Genomic DNA, 20975 nt, shown 5'->3' with positions numbered 1-20975 from the left:
CCTTAGGTTCATCAAAACAAATAAGATGGATACCATTTCCTAAACTCTTCCCATACAAACTCCGCCATATCTCGGTGCCCATCTTCATTCGGATGAATGCCGTCCGTCTTTGCAAAATAAGAAGAATTCACATCCTCTCTTTCATTCATGTACAGACGATAAAAATCGATATCATTCCATCCGTTTTCTCTCGCCATATGTTTTACATCACGAATAAATTGAGATTGCTTATTCTGAAACACTTGATAACCAGCGACGGGTTCCCCAACGCTTTGACGGTCGATCCCTTCCATATGGAGCGGAATAGGAATTCCGATAATCGGTGTAACATTATGATGAAGTGACTGTTTTACCATACTGTATATATTACCTAACATCATATTGATCGGCATATCCCACCATAAATCATTATGCCCCCCCATAATGATACAATGTGTAGCCTGAGCATTGATAACTTCATGATAAAAACGGCCGAGCATGCCCGCTGTTGTATCACCAGAAATCCCTCTATTTATGACTTCAAATGTTCCTAACTCCGCTAAAACCATGGGCCAAGATTTTTCTTTCTCAACACCCAATCCCTCTGTCAAACTATCTCCTATACATACAATTTTCATTCTCTTTCCTCCAATCCATAAGAATGCCCCTGTACTTGAAACCTAAAGAACTAGCAATAGTCAACGTCGGTGGTATAAAGGTAAAACTGACTGTCATGTAACCAATTGAAAAACTCGCTAAACAACGAAACGTATAAATACTAATGTCGGAAATCCAGTACAGTTAACAACCACATTGAAACGACTTGACAATCAAGGAAGAAAGTACAAGAATCGAGGAAATTTCCCTCCTATTCCCCTTCATACATTACCAATATTTTACCGTATTTTCATATCCCTTGTTACATATCAAAGGAACAAGCAAGATTACATTTTTTCTAAATCTAGGCATAAGCAAATTTTTGTCGTTCCCTTCATTCTTTTACAGAATAAAACTTAAGTTGAATTGTTTGAAAAATAATATCCGTTTAAGATATCGTTATTATAAGAAATGTCTTTCTATTTTGAATTATTAGTTTTAAAATGAAAGGGATTCAAAAAATGAATGAACCATCGGTATTCTCACTCATGGTTCATTGAACGGGTTAGGCACTTTCGCTTCTCTCAATTTATAAGTGCCCGTTCGTACAGGATGAAAAAAGGAGGAGATAACATGAATCAAAATGTAATCGTAACATGTGCAGTAACAGGAGCTGGAGAAACGACGAAAAAAAGCTCACACGTACCAGTTACCCCAAAAGAAATCGCACAAGCATCCATTGAAGCTGCGAAGGCCGGTGCCACAATCGCCCATATCCATGTACGTAATCCAAAAACGGGAGCGCTGAGTCATGATCTTACTTTATTTAGAGAAGTAGTGGAAAGAATTCGAGAATCCGATACAGATGTTATTTTAAATATTACAGCTGGCGGAGGCGGCGATTGGATTCCAAGCCAAGAGGATCCGACAATGGGCGGTCCTGGAACGGACATGCAAACACCGGAAGAGCGTCATGAGCCTGTAGAAGCTCTATTACCTGAAATCTGTACATTAGATTGCGGAAGTCTAAATTTTGGCGACCAACTTTACGTCAGTCCAACAGATTGGCTACGCAAGCAAGCGCTCCTCATTCAGAAAAGCGGTGTGAAGCCTGAACTAGAGTGCTTTGATACCGGTCATGTTCGCTTTGCGAAACAGTTAATGGAGGAAGGTCTTATCGATGGTGATCCGATGTTCCAATTTTGCCTCGGAATCCCATGGGGAGCAGAAGCGGATACAGAAACAATGCTGTATATGCGCGATAAACTTCCTGAAAATGCTCACTGGTCAGCATTTGGAATTGGACGGATGCAAATGCCAATGGCGATTCAATCCATCCTTCTAGGCGGAAATGTTCGCGTAGGACTGGAGGATAACCTTTATTTAGATAAAGGTGTGTTTGCAACAAATGCACAGTTAGTAGACCGCGTTGTCACGACCATGAGCGGATTAGGTGCTACACCAATGACACCAGAAGAAGCACGGAAACATCTAGGATTAAGAAATCCTTATGGAAAGGCGGAATAATTTGAGCTCAAATATGATTAAAAAAGTAACCGTTGTTGGGACAGGTGTTATTGGAAATGGATGGATTTCTCGTTTTCTATCACAAGGCTATGATGTCGTTGCAACTGACGTAGCAGAACATGCAGAAATACGTATAAGACAGAGTATAGAGAATGCTTGGCCTGCGCTTGAAAAACAAGGATTAGCAAAAGGAGCTTCTAAAGATAGACTCACGTTCGAACCAGATTTGGCAAAAGCCGTAGCAGATGCTGATTTAATTCAAGAAAATGTCCCTGAGCGAGAAGCGTTAAAAAGAAATGTTTTAGCTGAAATTGACCGTTTCGCTAAACCGGAAGCAATTATTGCCTCAAGTACTTCCGGACTAAAACCAAGTACGTTACAGGAAGATTGCCAACGACCTGAGCGCGTCATTGTTGCACATCCATTCAATCCCGTTTATTTAATTCCACTCGTAGAATTAGTTGGCGGAAAAAATACTTCTCCTGAAACGATAAAAGTTGCAGAGCAATTTTATCAATCTATTAATATGAAGCCACTTGTCATTTCAACAGAAGTGGAAGGTCATGTGGCTGACCGTCTTATGGAAGCAATATGGCGCGAAGCACTACATCTTATCAATGATGGTGTTGCCACAACAGAAGAAGTGGACGCCGCGATTATCTATGGCCCAGGATTGCGCTGGGCACTTATGGGACCGTTTCTAACCCTTCATCTTGCAGGTGGTGAACAAGGAATGAGACATATGCTGAAACAATTTGGTCCAGCCTTACAACTGCCATGGACGAAATTAGTCGCACCAAAACTAACTACCGACCTGACCAATCAAGTCATTGCAGGATGTGAAGCACAAACGACTGGACATTCCATAACAGAACTAGAACAACGTCGTGATGAATTCTTAATCGAACTGATCCAATTACTTGAGAAATATTGGCCAGGAGCAAACTTAAGCGGAAAGCTCTAACAGGAAAGGAGAAAATCAATTGCCTCAAATTGAAAACCCACTCTTAAAAGAAAACGTCCAAAAAGATTGGATCGACTATAATGGGCATATGACAGATGCGGCCTATGCCGTCGTCTTCAGTATGGCTGTAGATCAATTTATGATCGAATTAGGAATCCATGCTGATTTTCGTGATAAACATCAATATTCCATTTACACATTAGAAACACACCTTTGCTATCTAGCTGAGGCATATGAAGGACAAGCCCTACAAGTCAAAATCCAGCTGTTAGATTATGACACAAAACGATTGCATATCTTTTTCACAATGGAAAACGAACAAGGAGAGCCACTTGCAACGAGTGAACAAATGTTGATGGGGATAGATATGAACAAAGGCCGCCCTGCCCCTTTCCCGCCTGAGATTTACACACGTATTGAAAAACTTGGCGAATCGCATAAAAGTTTACAACCACCGAAACAAGCTGGAAGAACGATTGGTATTCGGAGAAAATAAGAGAAAAAGATGTGATCTCTTATCTTCAGTGTAGTGATTTATCCAAAGAATATAACGTATGTTGTAATTAGATTGCTCATTTATTTACTCTCTCTATTATAAAATAAAGGGGCTAGATATTCGTCGATTGAATCGGCGAATATCTAGCCAAGTGAAACCAAATGGAGTTTTTAGTGACTTCATTTCATACTGGACTGATCCCATTTTCATATTTACTAAGAGAACCGCACCAACAATCGTGAAAACAAAATAAATTTGTTTACACTAGCAATTACTTATGCTGTTTAAAATCGATTACCATACGACCTTGAATCTTACCTTGCTCCATTTCTTCGAATACATCTTGTACTTCATCTAATGAACAAGTTTGAACAACCGGCACTACTTTGCCTTCTGCACCGAACATAAATGCTTCTTCTAAGTCCTTACGAGTACCAACTAAAGAACCTACTACTTCAATTCCATCTAACACAAGTCGTGGAATGCTTAAATCCATAGTTTCTACTGGTAAACCTACCGCAACGACTTTACCGCAAGCACGGACTGCATCAACTGCTGAGTTGAAGGCCACTTTAGAAACTGCTGTTACTACAGCAGCATAAGCACCACCAAATGCCTCTTGAATTATCTTATCAGCAAGTCCTTGAGTAGTTGGATTGATTGTCATATCAGCACCAACCTTTTTAGCCAATGCTAATTTGTCGTCATTGATATCTACTGCAATAACCTTTGCACCAAATACATGTTTCGCATATTGGACAGCAAGGTTACCTAATCCACCACAACCGTAGATTACGATAGATTGGCCAGGTTTAATATCGGATACTTTAATCGCTTTATATGTAGTTACACCGGCACATGTGATAGATGATGCTTGAGCAGGATCTAATCCTTCTGGTACTTTTACCGCATAATCAGCAGTAACGATACATTGTTCAGCCATACCGCCATCTACTGTATAACCCGCATTCTTAACTTCACGACAAAATGTTTCTCTACCAGTTACGCAATATTCACAACGACCACAAGATTGGAACATCCATGCGATACTTACACGGTCACCAACCTGAAGCGAAGTAACATCATCTGCAATTTTCGTTACAATTCCTATGCCCTCGTGTCCAAGAATACGACCATCTGTGTTACCAAAGTCATGATTTGCAACGTGTAAGTCAGTATGACAAACTCCGCAATATTCTACATCTACTAACGCTTCGCCTGCGCGTAACGGACGTAATTCTTTTTCGATAACTTCAATGTTTGCTTTGCTGTTTTTATTAACCACTACTGCTTTCATATGCGATCTTCCTTTCATATTTTAGAATTTCAATGCGTCCATCTAACAACTTTTATCTACACCGCTATAACCAATACTTGTCCCAAATGTAAGGGCTACATTTCAATTACAGGTTAATCATAGCACAAGATTTTGCAAACAAATCGTTCAATATTGAACAAATTCTAAAATGTTTGTAGTTTCGGAATAATAATGAATTTCACAGACCTCTACTTTATAAAGCTTGATATAAGAGACTACATTTCTTTCTACTGCTTCCCCTTAATAAGAGAACCGCCACATTGTAAGAATCCGTTTTCATTCAATGATATTTCTCATCACTTTGAACTTTAGATCTCAAATCGTTCAATATAATTGGTTTTGCTTTTCATTCAACTGGCGCTTTATCTCCATTTTTGGATATTACCTTCGTTCCAAATTTCACATGTTTTTGGAATGCTGTTTTTAAAGCTTTAAAGTAATTTAACAGCCCTTGCTCATCGATTTGATTGTTAAAGATTCTATCATGTGTTTACTTCGTAAATTGTTCTGGTAAGACAAATTCCGCACTTTCCAATTTCAGCTCAACATTTTGTGTTTTTCCTGTATCCCAACTTCGTATACCTTATCCTCTTTTACTTCCGTCGCGCTACCACTTACAAAACCTACTGTAAAACTAGCGGCAAAACAAACACTCATAAACTGTTTAATCTTCATGCTGCATTTCCACCTTTCCCCTTAATCCCTTTATTTTTTCTTAACACTTCTATGTTTGTAGTGAAAATTCAAAAAATGCACATATCTTAATTTTCATTCGCATTAAAGATTAGTATTGGGGAATTATTTTTAAATAGAAAGCGAGGAATATTCGACACTTACAGAGAGGTTTCATTTTTTATGTTCTTAATCATGTACTCTCATAAAAAAATCTAACCCAACTGAAAACATATCGTTTCTTTCAGCCGGGTTTCTTCTTTAAGAATCTATACTGTTTTTTGCAACGTAATCTCAGGCTCTAGTTTTTCCTTTCCTTTATTTGTAACAACGCTGACAACAAACATGATTACTATGTTCACTACAAGAGCCGCTATGCCGACATCAATGTCTTTTATAAACTGCGGAGCTTGCGGAAAGAATGTTCCCATCGTCGCTTGTTTTATAGTGATATATGCAACGACAATGACGCCAGCTATAATCCCTGCAAAAGCACCTACTCTATTAATCGGATTCCTTTTCCATAAGCTACAAAACAGAGGTGGAAATAATTGTAATACAAAGCTATAAGCCATGATCAACAATGCAATAATGCTGCTTCCACCATAAAACGTAAAAAATACAGCGATTAGTGCAACAATCGGAACAAATATACGAGTTAATCGTCCAATTTGTGCATCCGTTGTATTTGGTCTCATTGTCCTATAAATATTCTTTGACAAAATGGTTGATGCTGTCAGTAATAACATAGAGCATGGAACAAGTGCTGTTAAAATACCTGCCGCTCCGATTACTCCGACTACCCACGGATCAAAGGTTGCTTTTGCAATTTTAAATAACGCCAAATCGGTATCTGCCCCTTGTAAGTTTGGAATTTGTAACAGGGCTGTGAAGCCAATAAATAAGATGAACACTAATATAATTTGGTACAGCGGTAAAATAGCAGCATTTTTTCGCAATGTCCGCTCATCCTTTGATGATAAACTAGCCCCGAAACATTGTGGCCACATATATTGTCCTAACCCGATCGTAATACAAGTAGAAATATACCACGATATACTGTACCCTTCTTTCGGAATCAGTAAGAACTCCGGTTTAGTTGCATCTAATGTTTCAAACATTGGCTTAATACCGCCGTAATAATGATAAGGTAAATAAATACCTAAAAATAAAATGACAATAAGCAGGAGAATATCTTTTAAGATGGCTGTGGATGCTGAACCGTGTATACCGGACAGTGAAACGAATATAGTGACGGCAATCATGCCAATCCAAACGGCTAAATTAGGGGAAACCATACCATATGAAGCTTCCGATACAATAATCTTAAGCCCCTTTAACTGTAAAACGATATAAGGAATCATGGAAACAATCCCAACGACCGCTACTAATAAACCTAGAGGTTTGCTATTATATTTTTTCGCAAAAAAGTCAGACTGCGTAAGAAGTGTATGTTTCTTTGCATAGCGCCAAATGGGGGGAAGAATCCAAAATGGGACAATATAACAAAATGCGTTAAAAATATAAATAATCGGCCCTCCCATTCGATAAGCCCCACCGCTTCCACCAAGAAATACATACGTCGTAAAAATTTCGCCAGCCATTAACACAAACATAATAACAGAACCAAAATTCCGATTCCCTACCGCCCATTGTTCCAGCTGCATTTCTCGCCCTTTACGAGCATGCATTCCTAAATAAAAGGTAAGTAAAAAAGTGCCTATCAATATAAATATAGCACTATTCATCAAGCTTCCCCTCCTCCTGCCGATCTTGAATAATGCTCATCACATATAAACAGACAGAAGTTAAAACTAGCCAGGCAGCCGCCCAAAATACAATGAAAGGTAAACCAAATACATATGGCTTCACTCTGTTTACAACAGTGAATGAACCAATAACAGGAAGCAATCCTAATATCCAAACGAACACTTTCTTCATGAAAAGCTCCTCCTCTTCAAAATGGACAAGACTCTTTCTAGTTATTTATTCTCTTCATACTGTGAATTTCATGAAAAAATAAAGTGAAACTTTAATCATTGGGGGGTTCTTCATCCCCACTGATTATGAGCCCTCACCAATCGGGCTGTTACGGTTACGGGCAGCCCTACTCCCCCCTATCTTCCTTACTTCTCTCTGAATCTTGAGGCGGGAGTCTTACTGCCCTAAAATAGCGGGATAAATAATAAAGTGAACCTTCCATCCGTCCGCCCCCATTAATAGTTGGCGATTACAAGCAGTTTTTCTTATCTATTTCAAACATTATGTGTTATAAATGGCAGGATAAAATACAACGTGATTTACGAACACTCATTTGAAAGCGCTTTTAAAAATACATTCAATAGATTCATTGTCTTTCTATAAAAAGAATGACATAAACTCGGCAAGAAATTTTTCATATCCCCTGCCGAGTATGGAAGCATCCCTCTCTACTTACACTCTTTCATGCGTTTGGGTAAGAATAAGAGATGTTAAAATCTCCACTATACGTTTTCCAACATCTGATGTAGAAGCAGTTCCCCCCATATCTGGTGTCAAAACTTTCCCTTCTACCAAAGTCTGTTCCAATGCATCTAATACTAATTTTCCGTAAGATTCATATCCGAAAAAATCGAGCATTTGGCTTGCTGACCATATTGCCGCCAAAGGATTGGCGATTTGTTGCCCTGCAATATCGGGCGCCGAACCATGAATTGGCTCAAACATCGATGGATACTGTCTTTCAGGATTAATATTCGCTCCTGCTGCCAAGCCTAAACCACCGGCAAGAGCCGCCCCTAAGTCCGTTAAAATATCACCAAATAAGTTCGATGTCACAACAACTTCAAACCGGTGCGGCTCTTTAATCATCAACATTGCAGCTGCATCTACTAAATAAGAAGCTGTTTTCACATCCGGATATTCTTTACTAATCTCTTCAAAAATTTGATCCCAAAAAACCATTGAATAATTCAGGGCATTTCCTTTACTAATGCTCGTTAAAGATTTCCTTTCCTTTCGAGCTATTTCAAATGCATAACGAATAATGCGCTCCGTTCCTTTACGAGAAAACACACTATTTTGTAAAACGACCTCATGTTCTTTCCCTTTATATAACCAATCGCCGGCACCCGCATACTCTCCTTCACTATTTTCCCGAATAAAGAGCATATCAATATCTTCACGCTTTACATCTTTTAACGGGCAAGGAGCACCTTTTAATAAAGTGACAGGACGTATATTTACATATTGATCGAAACTTTGACGAATTCTCAAAAGCAAATCCCAAAGCGAGATATAATCAGGTACTCCAGGAAATCCTACAGCACCTAAATAAATCGCATCAAATGCCTTAAGTTGTTCAATCCCATCATCATCCATCATTTTTCCATGCTTGGAATAAAATTCGCACCCCCATGGAAAATACGTAAATTCAAACTTAAATTGCTGACTTACATTTGCAATTGTTTGCAGTACTTTCACACCTTCATCCATTACCTCAGGACCAATTCCGTCTCCAGCAATAACAGCTACTTTCAATGTTTTCATGAAAAACCCTTCTTCCCCTTAAATTAACTACCGCATTCGTTTTGATTCCAAACAATTAATTTCAATTCTGTCATTTCTTCAACGGCATACTTTATTCCTTCTCTTCCTGTACCACTTTCTTTCACACCACCGTAAGGCATATGATCAACGCGGAATGTTGGAACATCGTTAATCATAACTGCCCCCACGTGCAATGCTTCCGCTGCTTTCAAAGCATGTGTTACGTTTTCTGTATAAATTCCTGCCTGGAGCCCATAACGCGAATCATTCACATAAGAAATAGCCTCATCTACAGATGCTACCTTATTTACTAACACAATAGGAGCAAATACTTCCTGACAAGACACCTTTAATTCCGGTGCAACATCCAACATAACCGTTGGCTCAAGTACTGTTCCTTGCATATTTCCACCTATCGCAACCTTAGCATTTTTTTGTTTTCCTTCTTCAATCCAGCTTAGAGAACGATCCGTATCTTCTGGTGAAATCAAAGCAGAAATATCTGTTTCTGAATCAAGCGGATCGCCTAGCTTTAGTCTTTTCGTTGCTTCTACAAACTTTGTAACAAACTCTTCGTATACTTCTTCATGAACATATGCTCTTTGCAGTGAAATACATACTTGCCCTTGATTAGAGAATGCCCCCATAACGCAGCGCTCTATGATACTATCAATATTTACACCCCGGTCAATAATAACGGCCGCATTGGAACCAAGCTCCAATGTTGTGCGTTTCAATCCAGCTTTATTGCGAATTCCAATTCCTACACTAGGACTTCCAGTAAAAGTAACCATACTGACCCTGTCATCCTCTACAATTGCGTCTCCTACCGTTCTTCCCGCCCCTGTCACAACATTGAATACACCATCTGGCAATCCCGCTTGTTGGAACAACTCAGCAATAAATAAAGCGGACAAAGGGGTTTGAGAAGCTGGTTTCAACACAATCGTATTACCTGCCGCAATAGCGGGCCCTACCTTATGAGCAACTAAATTCATAGGAAAATTAAACGGGGTAATCGCTCCAATCACACCAATCGGTTTTCGAACCGTATACCCGAATCTACCGCCCCCTCCAGATGCCGCATCAAACGGAATGGTTTCCCCATGAATTCTTTTCGCCTCTTCAGCCGCAAACTTATATGTCTCAATGGTACGTACTACTTCCGCTTTCGCAAAGACAATTGGTTTCGCCGCTTCTTGCGCAATCATTTCAGCTGCTTGATTTACTTGTTCCTTCAATAAGTTAACAACATTTTCTAAAATCTCAGCTCGTTGATATGCCGGCATATTGGCTATGACAGACTTTGCTTCATCAGCTACCGTAATAGCTTGCTTCACCTGCTCCCGACTTGCCACCGCAACTTCTGCAATCTTCTTCCTTGTATACGGTGAGTAAAGTGGAGCATACTCCTTTGTCTCCATTTGTTTTCCGTTAATGAACAAATGCTTTTTCAATTCTCCTTCTCCCCCAACCATTAAACATTATTTTTCTAAAGCCTCTAACACCATTTCATGAAACTGCACAACGGCTTGTTCAGATGAAGAGTAAATTCCTTTTTGAAATGCACGAGAACGAAAGCCAACTTGCTCCAGTTCGACAAGCTCGACATCTTCATTTCTCACTTGTTCTGCAAAAGCAACTAAATCCTTTTCCTCTTGTGTTAAATTTTCATCTCTAAAATAGTACGTATACACGCCTAATGTCGTCTCATGATCAATCGGAATCATTTGAATCGTCGCCATATTGCCAGGACCAGGATAAATTGTAATCATAAGATTTGGCCATAACCAATAGAAGCTGCCTCCTTGCATTTCCGCCTCATTTAAATTCACAGACCCGTAATTTTTGTTCGGCTTTACCATCGAACCTTGAACAGAATAATTCTCACACGTAATAATTTGATAATCCTTCATATCCAATGTCGCCACAAAACTCGGATGTGCAGTATGGCAGTGATCACATTCCAAATAATTATCAATAAAAGCCTTCCAATTTGCCTTAATGACTCGTTTTTTATCATGCGTTTTCTTCAATTCACTAAGAAACGAAAATTTACTTAATTTCTCAAAAAAGTCACCATACGATTCCATAAGAGGGGCAGCGTTATCATCTAAGTTTACAAAAATTAATGATTCTGCAATTTCCATTCGTACCGAACGTAAACAAGCACTCGCGACACAAGCCTGATCATCCCCTTTAAAATTAGGAGCCCGATTCAATTTACCGTCTAAATGAAAACTCCAGCCATGATACCCACATTGTAAAATTTTCTTCTGCCCTGCCTCATTTTTTTCTAACTTCGTTGCCCGGTGCGGACAAACATTATAAAATGCTCGCACAATCTCATCCTTACCTCGAATGACAAGAATGGGTTCCCCCGCTACTTCTGTCGTGAAGAAACTACCTGCATTTTCCACCTGACTCACATGACCAACAAGTTGCCATGATGTCGAAAAAATCTTATCTTTTTCTTCTCTTACAACTTCTGGATTTGTATACAAATCATACGGAAGCACTCTTTCAAATGTTCGGGTAGTAGCGTTTTGCACTTTATTGAACGCCATAATTGAAACCCCTTTCATTTTTGTTTTTTGCGAATATGTATCTTTTTTAATGCAAAATACATGCCAAATTTCATTTCATTATTCAACCTATCATTCTGCTATTCTTTCAAATTCTTCTTATAAAAAACGAAGTGAATGAAACTCACACGAGTTATTTTCGATTCACTTTACTAGTAAAACGAAAAGAGGCAATGCTTGAAAGCATTGCCTCTTTAGCACCTACATCGCATCTTTACAATATTTACGTATTAATTTAGAAGCTCTCGTCTGACTGATTGATAAATCAGCAGCTACCTTCCTTGTACTTCCAAACTTCTTATACGAGTTGACTACCATTTGCTCTTCCAATTCCCTTATTGCCGCATCTAATGCAGTTGGGCGCGAATAAAACTGTTTCGTCTCAGCAGCCTGAAGAATCATTTCCGGTAAATCAGATGATTGAATAACAGAGTCGCTTGTCACCACTAATCGTTCGATTACATTTTCAAGCTGTCGCACATTTCCAGGCCACAAATATCTACTAATCATATCGAGCACATCTTGCGAAACAATGCGATTCACTTGATATTTTTTATTAAATTTATTTAAAAAATAATATGTTAAAGAAATCGCATCTTCCATTCGTTCCCTTAATGGTGGTAACTTTATATCAATAACATTAAGCCGGTAGTATAAATCCTCTCTAAACTGTTTCTGTTGCACCATTTCATACAAATTTTGATTCGTCGCAGCAATAATACGAACATCTACTTTTTTAAGATTTCTTCCTCCGACAGGAATAAATTGTCGCTCTTGAATCACTTGTAAAATCTTTGCTTGAACTTTCAGAGAAATTTCGCCAATTTCATCTAAAAAAATTGTCCCATGATTAGCCGTTTCAAAAAGTCCCACTTGTCCGCTTCTTTTTGCTCCTGTAAATGCCCCTTTAGAATATCCAAATAGCTCGGACTCCAAAAGTTCTTCCGGGATAGCCGCACAATTGACAGTTAAAAACGGTCCTTTTCTCCGCTTGCTCATTTGATGAATATAATTCGCCAATACCCCCTTTCCCGTTCCTGACTCCCCTTGAATCAACACCGTCGTATCCGTAGAAGCAACCTTCTCACAAAATTTGATTAAGTTTTTCATTTTTTCATTATTTGTAAGGATCGTTTGTCCAAATAAATTGTCATCATGTGAATGCTCCATTTCTTGCTCTACTGGGGCCATGATAATTGTTTTATAATTTTGCTCACGAGCTGTCGTCACAACAAGCTCAATTTCATTTTCCTTATTCAAAATAGGTATAGCTGTTGTAATTAACTCCCCACCAATATAAGTCGTTTGCTTAATCGTTACAGGCTTCTTTTCTTTAAAAACAATCGGAACAATGGACGGCTTCCAATAGTTATTCAACACAAATTCCTCATTCAGCCGTCCGATTACTTCACTCGGCTTTAACCCATAATGTCTTTCGCAAACTTTATTCACATAAACAATACGCGTATCCTTATCTAAAACATAAATCTCATCCGATGAATGATCTAATATATTCATCAAAACATCAGCCGTCACCTCTACTGTGTAATCGGTCCCTCTCTCCTTTTGCATCATTCATCACCTTCCCCCTGTTTAATAAAAATGTTTTAGAAAATTTAGATTAATTAAAATATTAAACAAGTTGATTATAACTCAATTTGAATGACTTACAAAGTGGGAAGTATTATTTTTGAGGGATTACGGTGAGGGATATAAACTTATTGTTAAAACATTTCATAACGAGCTACATCATGAACTTAATATTTAATACACGATAAAGGAGTTAAAACAAAATGTAGATTGAGATCATATTTCTCAATCTACATTTACACCAGGATCCAATGCATAAAATGTAGTTATCCAGTCAAAAAACGCCCCTATGTGCATAACCATCAACTTAAAAAAAGTGCGGCGTGTATTTTTTTTAGATAAATCTACACCATATAAGCACATTTCAACTCACTCATTTCTTTTCCCTGTTTCTCCCATAAAAGCCTTCGCATTTGATAAGTAACGCTTGCGACTAAACATAAACGCAAGAGTTGGCCATACAAATGACATTGAAATCGTTCTAGTTTTATTCTTTTACTTACATGAATACGAAATATAGATTTCCATGTTTTAAATAGAATTTCTATTTGCCATCGTAATGAATAAAAAGCATACACCTCTGTGGCTGGCAGTTTCTCTGACGAAGTGTTGGTAACTAATAGATTTACTTTGTTCGCAGACTTTGGCATTTTCTTTTTCATTTTTTCATGATGTTCCAAGCGCTTCTCCCATTCATTCTGCTTTAAACGATATAAGAGAAGGCGAGTTCGATGCTTGTACTTTAATCCGATATATACCTCTGGCAATTCTAGCGTTTCTCCTTCTTCTAAATTCTTCGTTAAGGATTCTATATGTAATAAAATCCAATTTCCAGCTTCTCCTTTTTGGTACACTTGCGTATTCCAACGAATCCTAGATATATAGTAAGCTTTGCACTGTGCGATATTCTCTAAATCACCAATATCATGATACCCAAGATCGCGAAGTACGAGGTCTTGAGCTTGCAGAGTTTTCGTGCGTTCTTGTCCATATTTTGCATCGTTGCTAGTTGCATGGTCTGCGGTCATTCCTAAAAATTCTCCCGATAGTAGTTCGTATTCCAATTGAATTTTTACACCTGATTCAGATCCTCCACCGCCAAATCCTTTAAAAACTTTCGCATAGGAAGACGGGAGCTGAAAAGATGTCGAATCCAAAATGCGAATTCGTGTAAAGCGACTGGCTAGCGATTGTGTGGGCCAATTTTTTTGCTGGAAGACATATAGAAATAACTCTTTGAGAAAAGTTACAGTTCTCTCGTTCCAACGCTTATTAAGTGCATCCGCTGAGGTGCATGTACCGGTGGCCTCATTTCATTTTGTACAAAGACTAACTAAAGACTCGGAACTGATTGTTTGTCCTAAAAATACACAGAGTGATACAAGGTTCTGTACCTAAAATTTTCGTTTTCGTTGAATCATACCTGTTTGATACGCAAGCTCTTGTAGGTGATGAATAGAGAATTTATTTCGAAATTCTTCACCAAGCATGCGTAACTCCTCAACTGGTGTGTCATTGTTTATAGTCATAAATTAAAACACCCTTTCATGCAGTACTGCATGAAAGGGTGTCCTAATTTCATTATTTTATTCGTTTTCTTAAGTTGATGGCTATGACCCTATAGAACAGACTTTTTTCAAAATGTCTATTCTATAGGGTACATTTTAAATTGAGGATGCCTTTTCATCACTATATATTCTTCATTTCTCCCTTTAAATATTGCCCTTCTTCCTTTGTTAGCAAAGGAAATTTGTGGTATACCAGTACTCTAAATGATTTCTTCTATATCCATCTTAAAAAAAATACCCACGCCTATTTCGATATGACCGTTTTCCTCTCAAAATAAGTATGAAGACGATACTCACAAATCTCTTTCGTCCATTCAAATAAAAGATGCTCATCTTCTTTTTGAATATCCATGTTTATAGAAAACACACTTCCATCAAAAGATAACAATCCTTTTGAACTACCGCTCCATTTCGTCATCGGCATTGTTGCAATTAATTTACTAACCTTTTCTGCATCATATTCCCACATACGTTGCGCTTGTTTATCACTAAAATCAATACGCTTGCGATATTCTTTCTCCATTAAGTAATGATGGAAAAATGGTGCAACTTCTTTTGGCGATATCGGATGGTACCATTTCTCTTTTCCACGTTGTAACATTGTTGATAGCAGCAACATTTTATAACTTTTAGCCATTCCTGTTTTCTCTACTTCTTGTAACCACGCTTCATAACGTATAAACACTTCTTTTTCTTGTGCTGTTAATTCATTAGCCCACGCTAAAAAGCCAACATAAGATTTAAATTCTTGGCGATACTCTTTACTCTCTTCTGTACCAAGCTTATGCAATTCTAAATATGTTGGTCTACGCCCTAATTCCATTTTTACCGTTTGATAACTATGTAATAACTTTTCTTTTCGCGGCATTCTCTTTTTGACAAGTTCATCTAATAGCTGTTTTGCTTCTAGCTCAAACTCTATGACACAACCCTCTGGCAAAATAGGTTGAGTTCCATCTTTTTTCGCTAATCCTTCTACACGAAGCATCTGCATTTTCACATCCGCATTTCGATAATTAGCAATTAGATCGATAACCACACAATGCTCTTTTTGTTCATGCAACCTTAATCCACGTCCAATTTGCTGTGTGAAAATTGTTAACGATTCTGTTGGGCGTACAAATAGTAATGTATCAACAGACGGAATGTCTACACCTTCATTAAACAAATCAACCGTGAAAATTGCATCTAGCGTGTTACGGTCCAGCCTCTTAATCGCATCTTCTCTTGAAATATCCTTCGTTTCAGAGTGAAGCGAAATAGTATTGTAACCGTTTTGATTAAAATATGTAGATAGAAAGACTGCTTGCCTAATGCTAGAACAAAATACAATTGTTCTCGTTTTCTTATACTTCTTCCATGCTTCTAAAATCTTGTCAGCTAACTCTTCTTTTAACTGTACCTCGGCTAACTCTTCACGATCATACTTATTTCCAATCCAGCGCACTTGGGAATAGTCCGTATCATCATACACACCATAATAGTGAAACGGAGATAACCAGCCACGCTGAATCGCTTCCATAAAATCAATGCGATACGCAACGTTTCCATCACAAATCGAATAAATATCACGGAAATCATTACGATCTGGCGTAGCTGTTATCCCAAGTAAAAAGTTGGGATTAAAATAATCTAGCACCTTTTGATAACTATTTGCTGCCGCATGGTGGAATTCATCCACAATAATGAGATCAAAATCATCTGGAGAAAAGTTTTCTAAATGACGCTTTCTACTCAATGTTTGAATAGACGCAAAAACAACATCCTTCTCTCCTTCTTTTCTCTTACCATTATAAATTCCTGTTGTCTTATCACGTATCACACGTTGAAAAGATTGCTCTGCTTGGTTCAATATTTCTTCTAAATGTGCAACAAATAGCACTCTTTTAAAACGTTTAGCGAAAAAAGCAGCTAAATACGTTTTTCCAAGCCCTGTTGCCATAACAATCATCGCTTTGTTATACCCCTCTTCAAGCGTATTTTCTAATTGCTCTAAAGCAGGAACTTGCGCAAAACGTGGTGCAATTTTCGTTTCATATGGCGCAGTTGGCTCGACCTCGATTTGTGCCCCTGATTTTATCTCATATCCCTCTTGCCCAGAAGGAATCATCATCTCAATCTCTTCTTGCTTTGTCCATGTTCGAACTAAGTTAGAATGTGTTTGATGGAACTCTTCATATTCTTGGCGATATTGTTTAATTGTTTCTAAATTAACGGATTGAGTAGCCTCATTCATATGAATATGTAAAAATTGATTAATTGCTTCTGAAAAAGCTTCTTTTCCAACACTCTCTTTCACAAGCAAACTCCATTCCACACCACTTGTTAATGCTGAGCGAGACATATTAGAAGAACCAACAATCATCACTCCATCACTTTCATGCTCGAACAAATAAGCTTTCGGATGAAACGACTTCCCTGCACTCTTCCACAAACGAATCTCGATATTCGGATGGATATGATAAAGCTTTTCCAAAGCATCAGGCTGTGTAATATATAAATAATCTCCTGTACAAACCTTAATATCCACATTCTTTTCTGCTGCTTTTTGCAACGCTTCAGTTAATACTTCAACACCAGATTTCATCACAAATGACGTCAAAATGTAGATCGCCTTAGCATCTTCCATATAACGCTCTAACTTTTGAATCAAATTGTTTGTAACAAGCTGAACATTAGTCATCATGTACCTCAACTAAAAAGATTCTCTCCCTAAAACCACCGCGCTTTTCCGCTTTTTGTTTACGCACTTTCTCCACGTCTTCAAGCGTTACACCCTCATGCTGCGCTAACGCATTTACAAGCTCTAATAAATCCGCTAACTCCTCTACTTTATGCTCTTTACTCTCCGCCTCCACATACTCCGCTAACTCTTCTTGCGTTTTTTTACACACTTCTTCTATGTATTCTTGTTCATCAAGCATTCTTGTTGTGAATGTTTTTCCATTATTTCCGATAATTTCTGGAATGCGATCGCGTACTAGTTTATTGTAGATTGGCATTTGAATTCCTCCAAGTTACTTTTTCTTTCATTTCTTATTATTTTTTAAATTATTATATATAGATATAAACGCACAAAACCTTATTATTTCTATAACGCTATGTCACAGTGAATCTCATTTCAAGTGTACAACCCAATTTGTTTTTTGAATAATGTGATATTAAACACTTTAAACGTATAGAGAGCATTTAACTTATCACAAAACACTGTAATTTTCTCCCCTAAGCTTATAGTATTCATCTAATTCAAAAAACTTAAACTAATGACTCTTCTATTTTATTTTGTACCTCATCTAATGTTTCATCATACTTAGCTTCGCCTACTGCACTACGTAAATCATCATCGAAACGGTTCATGACTAGCAATATGGATAGTGGATGAAACTTATTTATTAACTCATTAGTATTCATCATTTCTATAAATTCTGACAAAAATACAGATATCACGGGTTTGTGTACACGCATCTTCTTCTTCTCATGCATAGAATTCTTTATAACTATTTTTAAATCTTTACTCAAACCATCTTTATTATTTAAATTATTTATTGCATTCACAATACCTGTTATCAGTGCCAACTCTATTCTTACATCGTCTATAAAACGAAGATTACTATAAAGAGAGTCCTTAAATATCTGTTGATAATATTGTTCAGTTTCTCTGTCATTAAATAATTCAGTTCTGTTTTCGAAACACACCTGAAAAAAGTCGAAACTATTAAAACCACTTTGTACAAAAAAATTTTTAGCCATCTCATCTGCTTTTTCCAAAGCTTTCACATTCATAAAAAATACTGTACACTTCTCACGTACGTATTGCCAATGTGGAGAACCTATGATACTACTTTGTGCGTCATCGGAATATTTATTAGCAAAAATAATAAACCCTGTATTTCGATATGCATGTTCTTTTGAAAAAAAATTCTCTAAAAAATCCTCATAGTAATTTACTTGCATTGGTATCTCTGACTTATGACGATAATCTTCCCCTTTAAAAGACTTACAATCATAAAACATGACAGGAAATGGATTGCTTTTCCCTTCGCTTATGACGCCATCTGGAATTCCAAACCCTGTGTATTTACTACCAAAGGGCATTGCAATTTGAAATAATTGACGAATAACATTATATACTTGCCTTTCAAATTCTGTTCCTTGTGCAGTTGTAGCAGCATGTTTCAGTGCTGACATAACAATTTCCGTATCCTTGCTTGCACCCGCACTTAAAATACCCTTAGTTAGTAATAAAACCTGATCTTGTTCACTGTAAATATGATTGAATGTTGACTCTAATGACTCTTCCCAAGACGCTAAAAACACACCCATATTATTTAATATTTGCTTTTGAGGTTCTTCGTAACTTAAAAATTCATTAACAATTAGTAAAATATAGTCTTGTGGAAAATGTGTTCGAAGTTCCATAATGTTTCTAATACTATTCACTTTTTCGTTTCCTAATCCAAACATTATCAACCATTTATCTTCTTTGTAGCTTGTTGAACCAATAGAAGAGAAGCTTTTCCATGAACCTTCTCTTCTTTCAATCTTCCATTCTTTTTGCAATTCGCACAAAAATTCATCTAACTTAAATCTATATTTAAAACGTTGTTCATCCGTAATATCAATTATTTCATGCGTATTCGGACAAACCACAAAATCATCATCTTCATCAAACGCAAGATGACACAAATCCTCACAGATAGGACATGTTGTACTTGTCATTGTTAAAGCAATAAACCATTTATCCCTTAAGCTACTCTCTATCAAATCATACTCTTTATGATCCATGATATAATGAACATTTTTATCCAAATACGTCAATACTTTTTTTAATAGCTCTTTCTCTTTAACTTCCAATCTCTATCCCCCAGTTCTGAAGACATTTATGAACAATTTCTGTATAACGTGGGTCAAAATGAATTTTACTATTGCTTGAAATTTTTACTTTTAACGTTTTTATTTTATCTTGTTGTTCACCGTCTTTTATTTTGATTTGGATAACTACACTTTCCCTAGGCTGAGCTTTTAATTGAACATGCTCATTAGATAAAAGCTCCAATGTCTCCTCTACATCTTTTGACTTTACAACTAATACTACCTCATTATCTTCTAAATTAAACTTTAACGTTTCTTCTATAATGTTAGCTGATAAAACCTTGTCTTGTAGTTCCTCGTCAATACGTATTGAAAAATCATCATTCTTCACATCATCCAATTTATATATCTGATAACTATCACCTTTAAAATGATTATTATCTTTAAAGAAAACTTGTCCAAATGATTCCAACATCGCATTTCTAATTTTATTGGATGTGCCATATCTTAATGAAATACGATTTTCTTTAATGTTATATTTTGCTGACGCCCTTGTTGTCGGCTTAACATTAATGGTTGCAATCGTTTTCCCTGATTTAATAGTAGTAAATGTTCTTGTTCTAGTTTCAAAATGCGCAGTCATAATAATATCATCATTGACTTTCTCCAAATTGATAATGTAGTTTCTTCCTGCTTCAACCAGATTTCCCATTGCCGTTTCTATATCCCTTTTATCTTGTTCATCAAATTCTAGAGTTTTTTCAATCATTTTCCCTCGTAATACTTCATATTGCTTTTCTTTATTTACACTTGCTATCACACACATTTTATTAAATTTTTCCAAAGGTAAACTACAATAACATTTTGTAACAATAAGCTTTAACGGTTCATCGAAATGCATATCTATTTTATATTTTTCTGCTAAATTTATAAACGTTTCTTCATGAACCATGGAGGAATATTGTTTAACATTTACCAAATCTTCAATAATTGATTTTTTCTCTGGTAAGTTCTCTATTAATGCGGCAATTTGAAATATTGTTTGGCTTAACAAATTTCCTTGCCCATATTTATTTTCTAATAAAAAAATACTTGCTTCTTTTTTAACTGACCTTACTAAGGATCTTAAATTTTCTATTTCTTCTGTCACTATTTCTTCTTGTAGTCTTTCAATTCCCATTTTGCCCTCCTGATGTAATATAGTTCTTTGTAAATATCTTATTTGAATTATACCAATCAATCCCAATATTTTTCCACTTAAAACATACTAAGATTAGCAGACGTGAAGAATAGGTCAGGACAGCCCTAGAGCCTCGAATTCGCACAAAAAACAGGAAGT

The 20975-nt window shown here is 37.0% G+C and carries 18 protein-coding genes and 1 pseudogene; 3 read left to right on the top strand and 16 right to left on the bottom strand.

Annotation, left to right across the window (positions count from 1 at the left end):
• Positions 1–11: 11 nt before the first annotated feature.
• Positions 12–617 (bottom strand): SGNH/GDSL hydrolase family protein, encoded by a 606-nt coding sequence (locus BCER98_RS04335; protein WP_011983866.1) that lies wholly within the window; start codon positions 615–617, stop codon positions 12–14.
• A 592-nt stretch (positions 618–1209) separates the two neighbouring features.
• On the opposite strand from BCER98_RS04335, the gene BCER98_RS04330 reads away from it, so the two are divergent.
• The 3 genes from BCER98_RS04330 to BCER98_RS04320 are packed head-to-tail and all read left to right on the top strand — an operon-like array spanning position 1210 to position 3563.
• A complete protein-coding gene (locus BCER98_RS04330) occupies positions 1210–2103 on the top strand; it encodes a BKACE family enzyme (protein WP_011983865.1) in 894 nt (297 codons plus the stop codon).
• On the top strand, positions 2087–3067 hold the full coding sequence (locus BCER98_RS04325; RefSeq protein WP_011983864.1) for an L-carnitine dehydrogenase: 981 nt from the start codon (positions 2087–2089) through the stop codon (positions 3065–3067). The genes BCER98_RS04330 and BCER98_RS04325 overlap by 17 nt, the downstream gene beginning before the upstream one ends.
• A gap of 19 nt (positions 3068–3086) precedes the next feature.
• Positions 3087–3563: a thioesterase family protein gene (locus BCER98_RS04320; protein WP_011983863.1), complete on the top strand. Its 477-nt coding sequence runs from the start codon at positions 3087–3089 to the stop codon at positions 3561–3563.
• Between the two features lie 271 nt (positions 3564–3834).
• Here the strand turns inward: BCER98_RS04320 and adhP are convergent, their stop codons facing one another.
• The 15 genes and pseudogenes from adhP to BCER98_RS04255 form a co-directional block, all read right to left on the bottom strand.
• Positions 3835–4860 carry an alcohol dehydrogenase AdhP gene (adhP, locus tag BCER98_RS04315; protein WP_011983862.1) on the bottom strand — a complete coding sequence of 342 codons (1026 nt, stop codon included), beginning with the start codon at positions 4858–4860 and terminating at the stop codon, positions 3835–3837.
• Between the two features lie 367 nt (positions 4861–5227).
• Positions 5228–5329, bottom strand: coding sequence for a DUF5105 domain-containing protein (locus BCER98_RS22870; protein ID WP_235436380.1), 102 nt, complete (start codon positions 5327–5329; stop codon positions 5228–5230).
• An 89-nt stretch (positions 5330–5418) separates the two neighbouring features.
• Positions 5419–5556 (bottom strand): hypothetical protein, encoded by a 138-nt coding sequence (locus BCER98_RS22865; protein ID WP_237701319.1) that lies wholly within the window; start codon positions 5554–5556, stop codon positions 5419–5421.
• Between the two features lie 266 nt (positions 5557–5822).
• Positions 5823–7301 carry a sodium:solute symporter family protein gene (locus BCER98_RS04310; RefSeq protein WP_011983861.1) on the bottom strand — a complete coding sequence of 493 codons (1479 nt, stop codon included), beginning with the start codon at positions 7299–7301 and terminating at the stop codon, positions 5823–5825.
• Positions 7294–7494 (bottom strand): DUF3311 domain-containing protein, encoded by a 201-nt coding sequence (locus BCER98_RS04305; RefSeq protein ID WP_011983860.1) that lies wholly within the window; start codon positions 7492–7494, stop codon positions 7294–7296. Before BCER98_RS04305 ends, BCER98_RS04310 begins: the two co-directional genes overlap by 8 nt.
• A gap of 492 nt (positions 7495–7986) precedes the next feature.
• On the bottom strand, positions 7987–9081 hold the full coding sequence (locus tag BCER98_RS04300; protein WP_011983859.1) for a tartrate dehydrogenase: 1095 nt from the start codon (positions 9079–9081) through the stop codon (positions 7987–7989).
• Positions 9082–9104: 23 nt separating this feature from the next.
• Entirely contained in the window at positions 9105–10559 is a 1455-nt protein-coding gene (locus tag BCER98_RS04295) for an aldehyde dehydrogenase family protein (protein WP_011983858.1), read from the bottom strand.
• Between the two features lie 6 nt (positions 10560–10565).
• Positions 10566–11648, bottom strand: a complete 1083-nt coding sequence (locus BCER98_RS04290; RefSeq protein ID WP_011983857.1) for an aromatic ring-hydroxylating oxygenase subunit alpha — start codon at positions 11646–11648, stop codon at positions 10566–10568.
• A 219-nt stretch (positions 11649–11867) separates the two neighbouring features.
• Entirely contained in the window at positions 11868–13241 is a 1374-nt protein-coding gene (locus BCER98_RS04285) for a sigma-54 interaction domain-containing protein (protein WP_011983856.1), read from the bottom strand.
• A 359-nt stretch (positions 13242–13600) separates the two neighbouring features.
• Positions 13601–14536: pseudogene (locus BCER98_RS04280) on the bottom strand (IS4 family transposase); the annotation flags it as partial.
• Between the two features lie 114 nt (positions 14537–14650).
• Positions 14651–14785 carry a hypothetical protein gene (locus BCER98_RS23330; RefSeq protein WP_011983854.1) on the bottom strand — a complete coding sequence of 45 codons (135 nt, stop codon included), beginning with the start codon at positions 14783–14785 and terminating at the stop codon, positions 14651–14653.
• A 283-nt stretch (positions 14786–15068) separates the two neighbouring features.
• Entirely contained in the window at positions 15069–17507 is a 2439-nt protein-coding gene (locus tag BCER98_RS04270) for a DEAD/DEAH box helicase family protein (protein WP_011983853.1), read from the bottom strand.
• Entirely contained in the window at positions 17500–17826 is a 327-nt protein-coding gene (locus BCER98_RS04265) for a nucleoside triphosphate pyrophosphohydrolase (RefSeq protein WP_011983852.1), read from the bottom strand. The genes BCER98_RS04270 and BCER98_RS04265 overlap by 8 nt, the downstream gene beginning before the upstream one ends.
• A 253-nt stretch (positions 17827–18079) precedes the next feature.
• The gene (locus BCER98_RS04260) at positions 18080–19678 is read right to left on the bottom strand and encodes a hypothetical protein (RefSeq protein ID WP_011983851.1); all 1599 of its coding nucleotides are present in this window, start codon (positions 19676–19678) and stop codon (positions 18080–18082) included.
• The gene (locus BCER98_RS04255) at positions 19668–20816 is read right to left on the bottom strand and encodes a hypothetical protein (protein WP_011983850.1); all 1149 of its coding nucleotides are present in this window, start codon (positions 20814–20816) and stop codon (positions 19668–19670) included. Before BCER98_RS04255 ends, BCER98_RS04260 begins: the two co-directional genes overlap by 11 nt.
• Between the last annotated feature and the right edge of the window lie 159 nt (positions 20817–20975).

The sequence above is a fragment of the Bacillus cytotoxicus NVH 391-98 genome (assembly GCF_000017425.1).
In the GTDB taxonomy this organism is placed as follows: Bacteria; Bacillota; Bacilli; order Bacillales; family Bacillaceae_G; genus Bacillus_A; species Bacillus_A cytotoxicus.
Note: the sequence above shows the minus strand (reverse complement) of the source record. Positions and strands in the feature narration are given on the sequence as shown.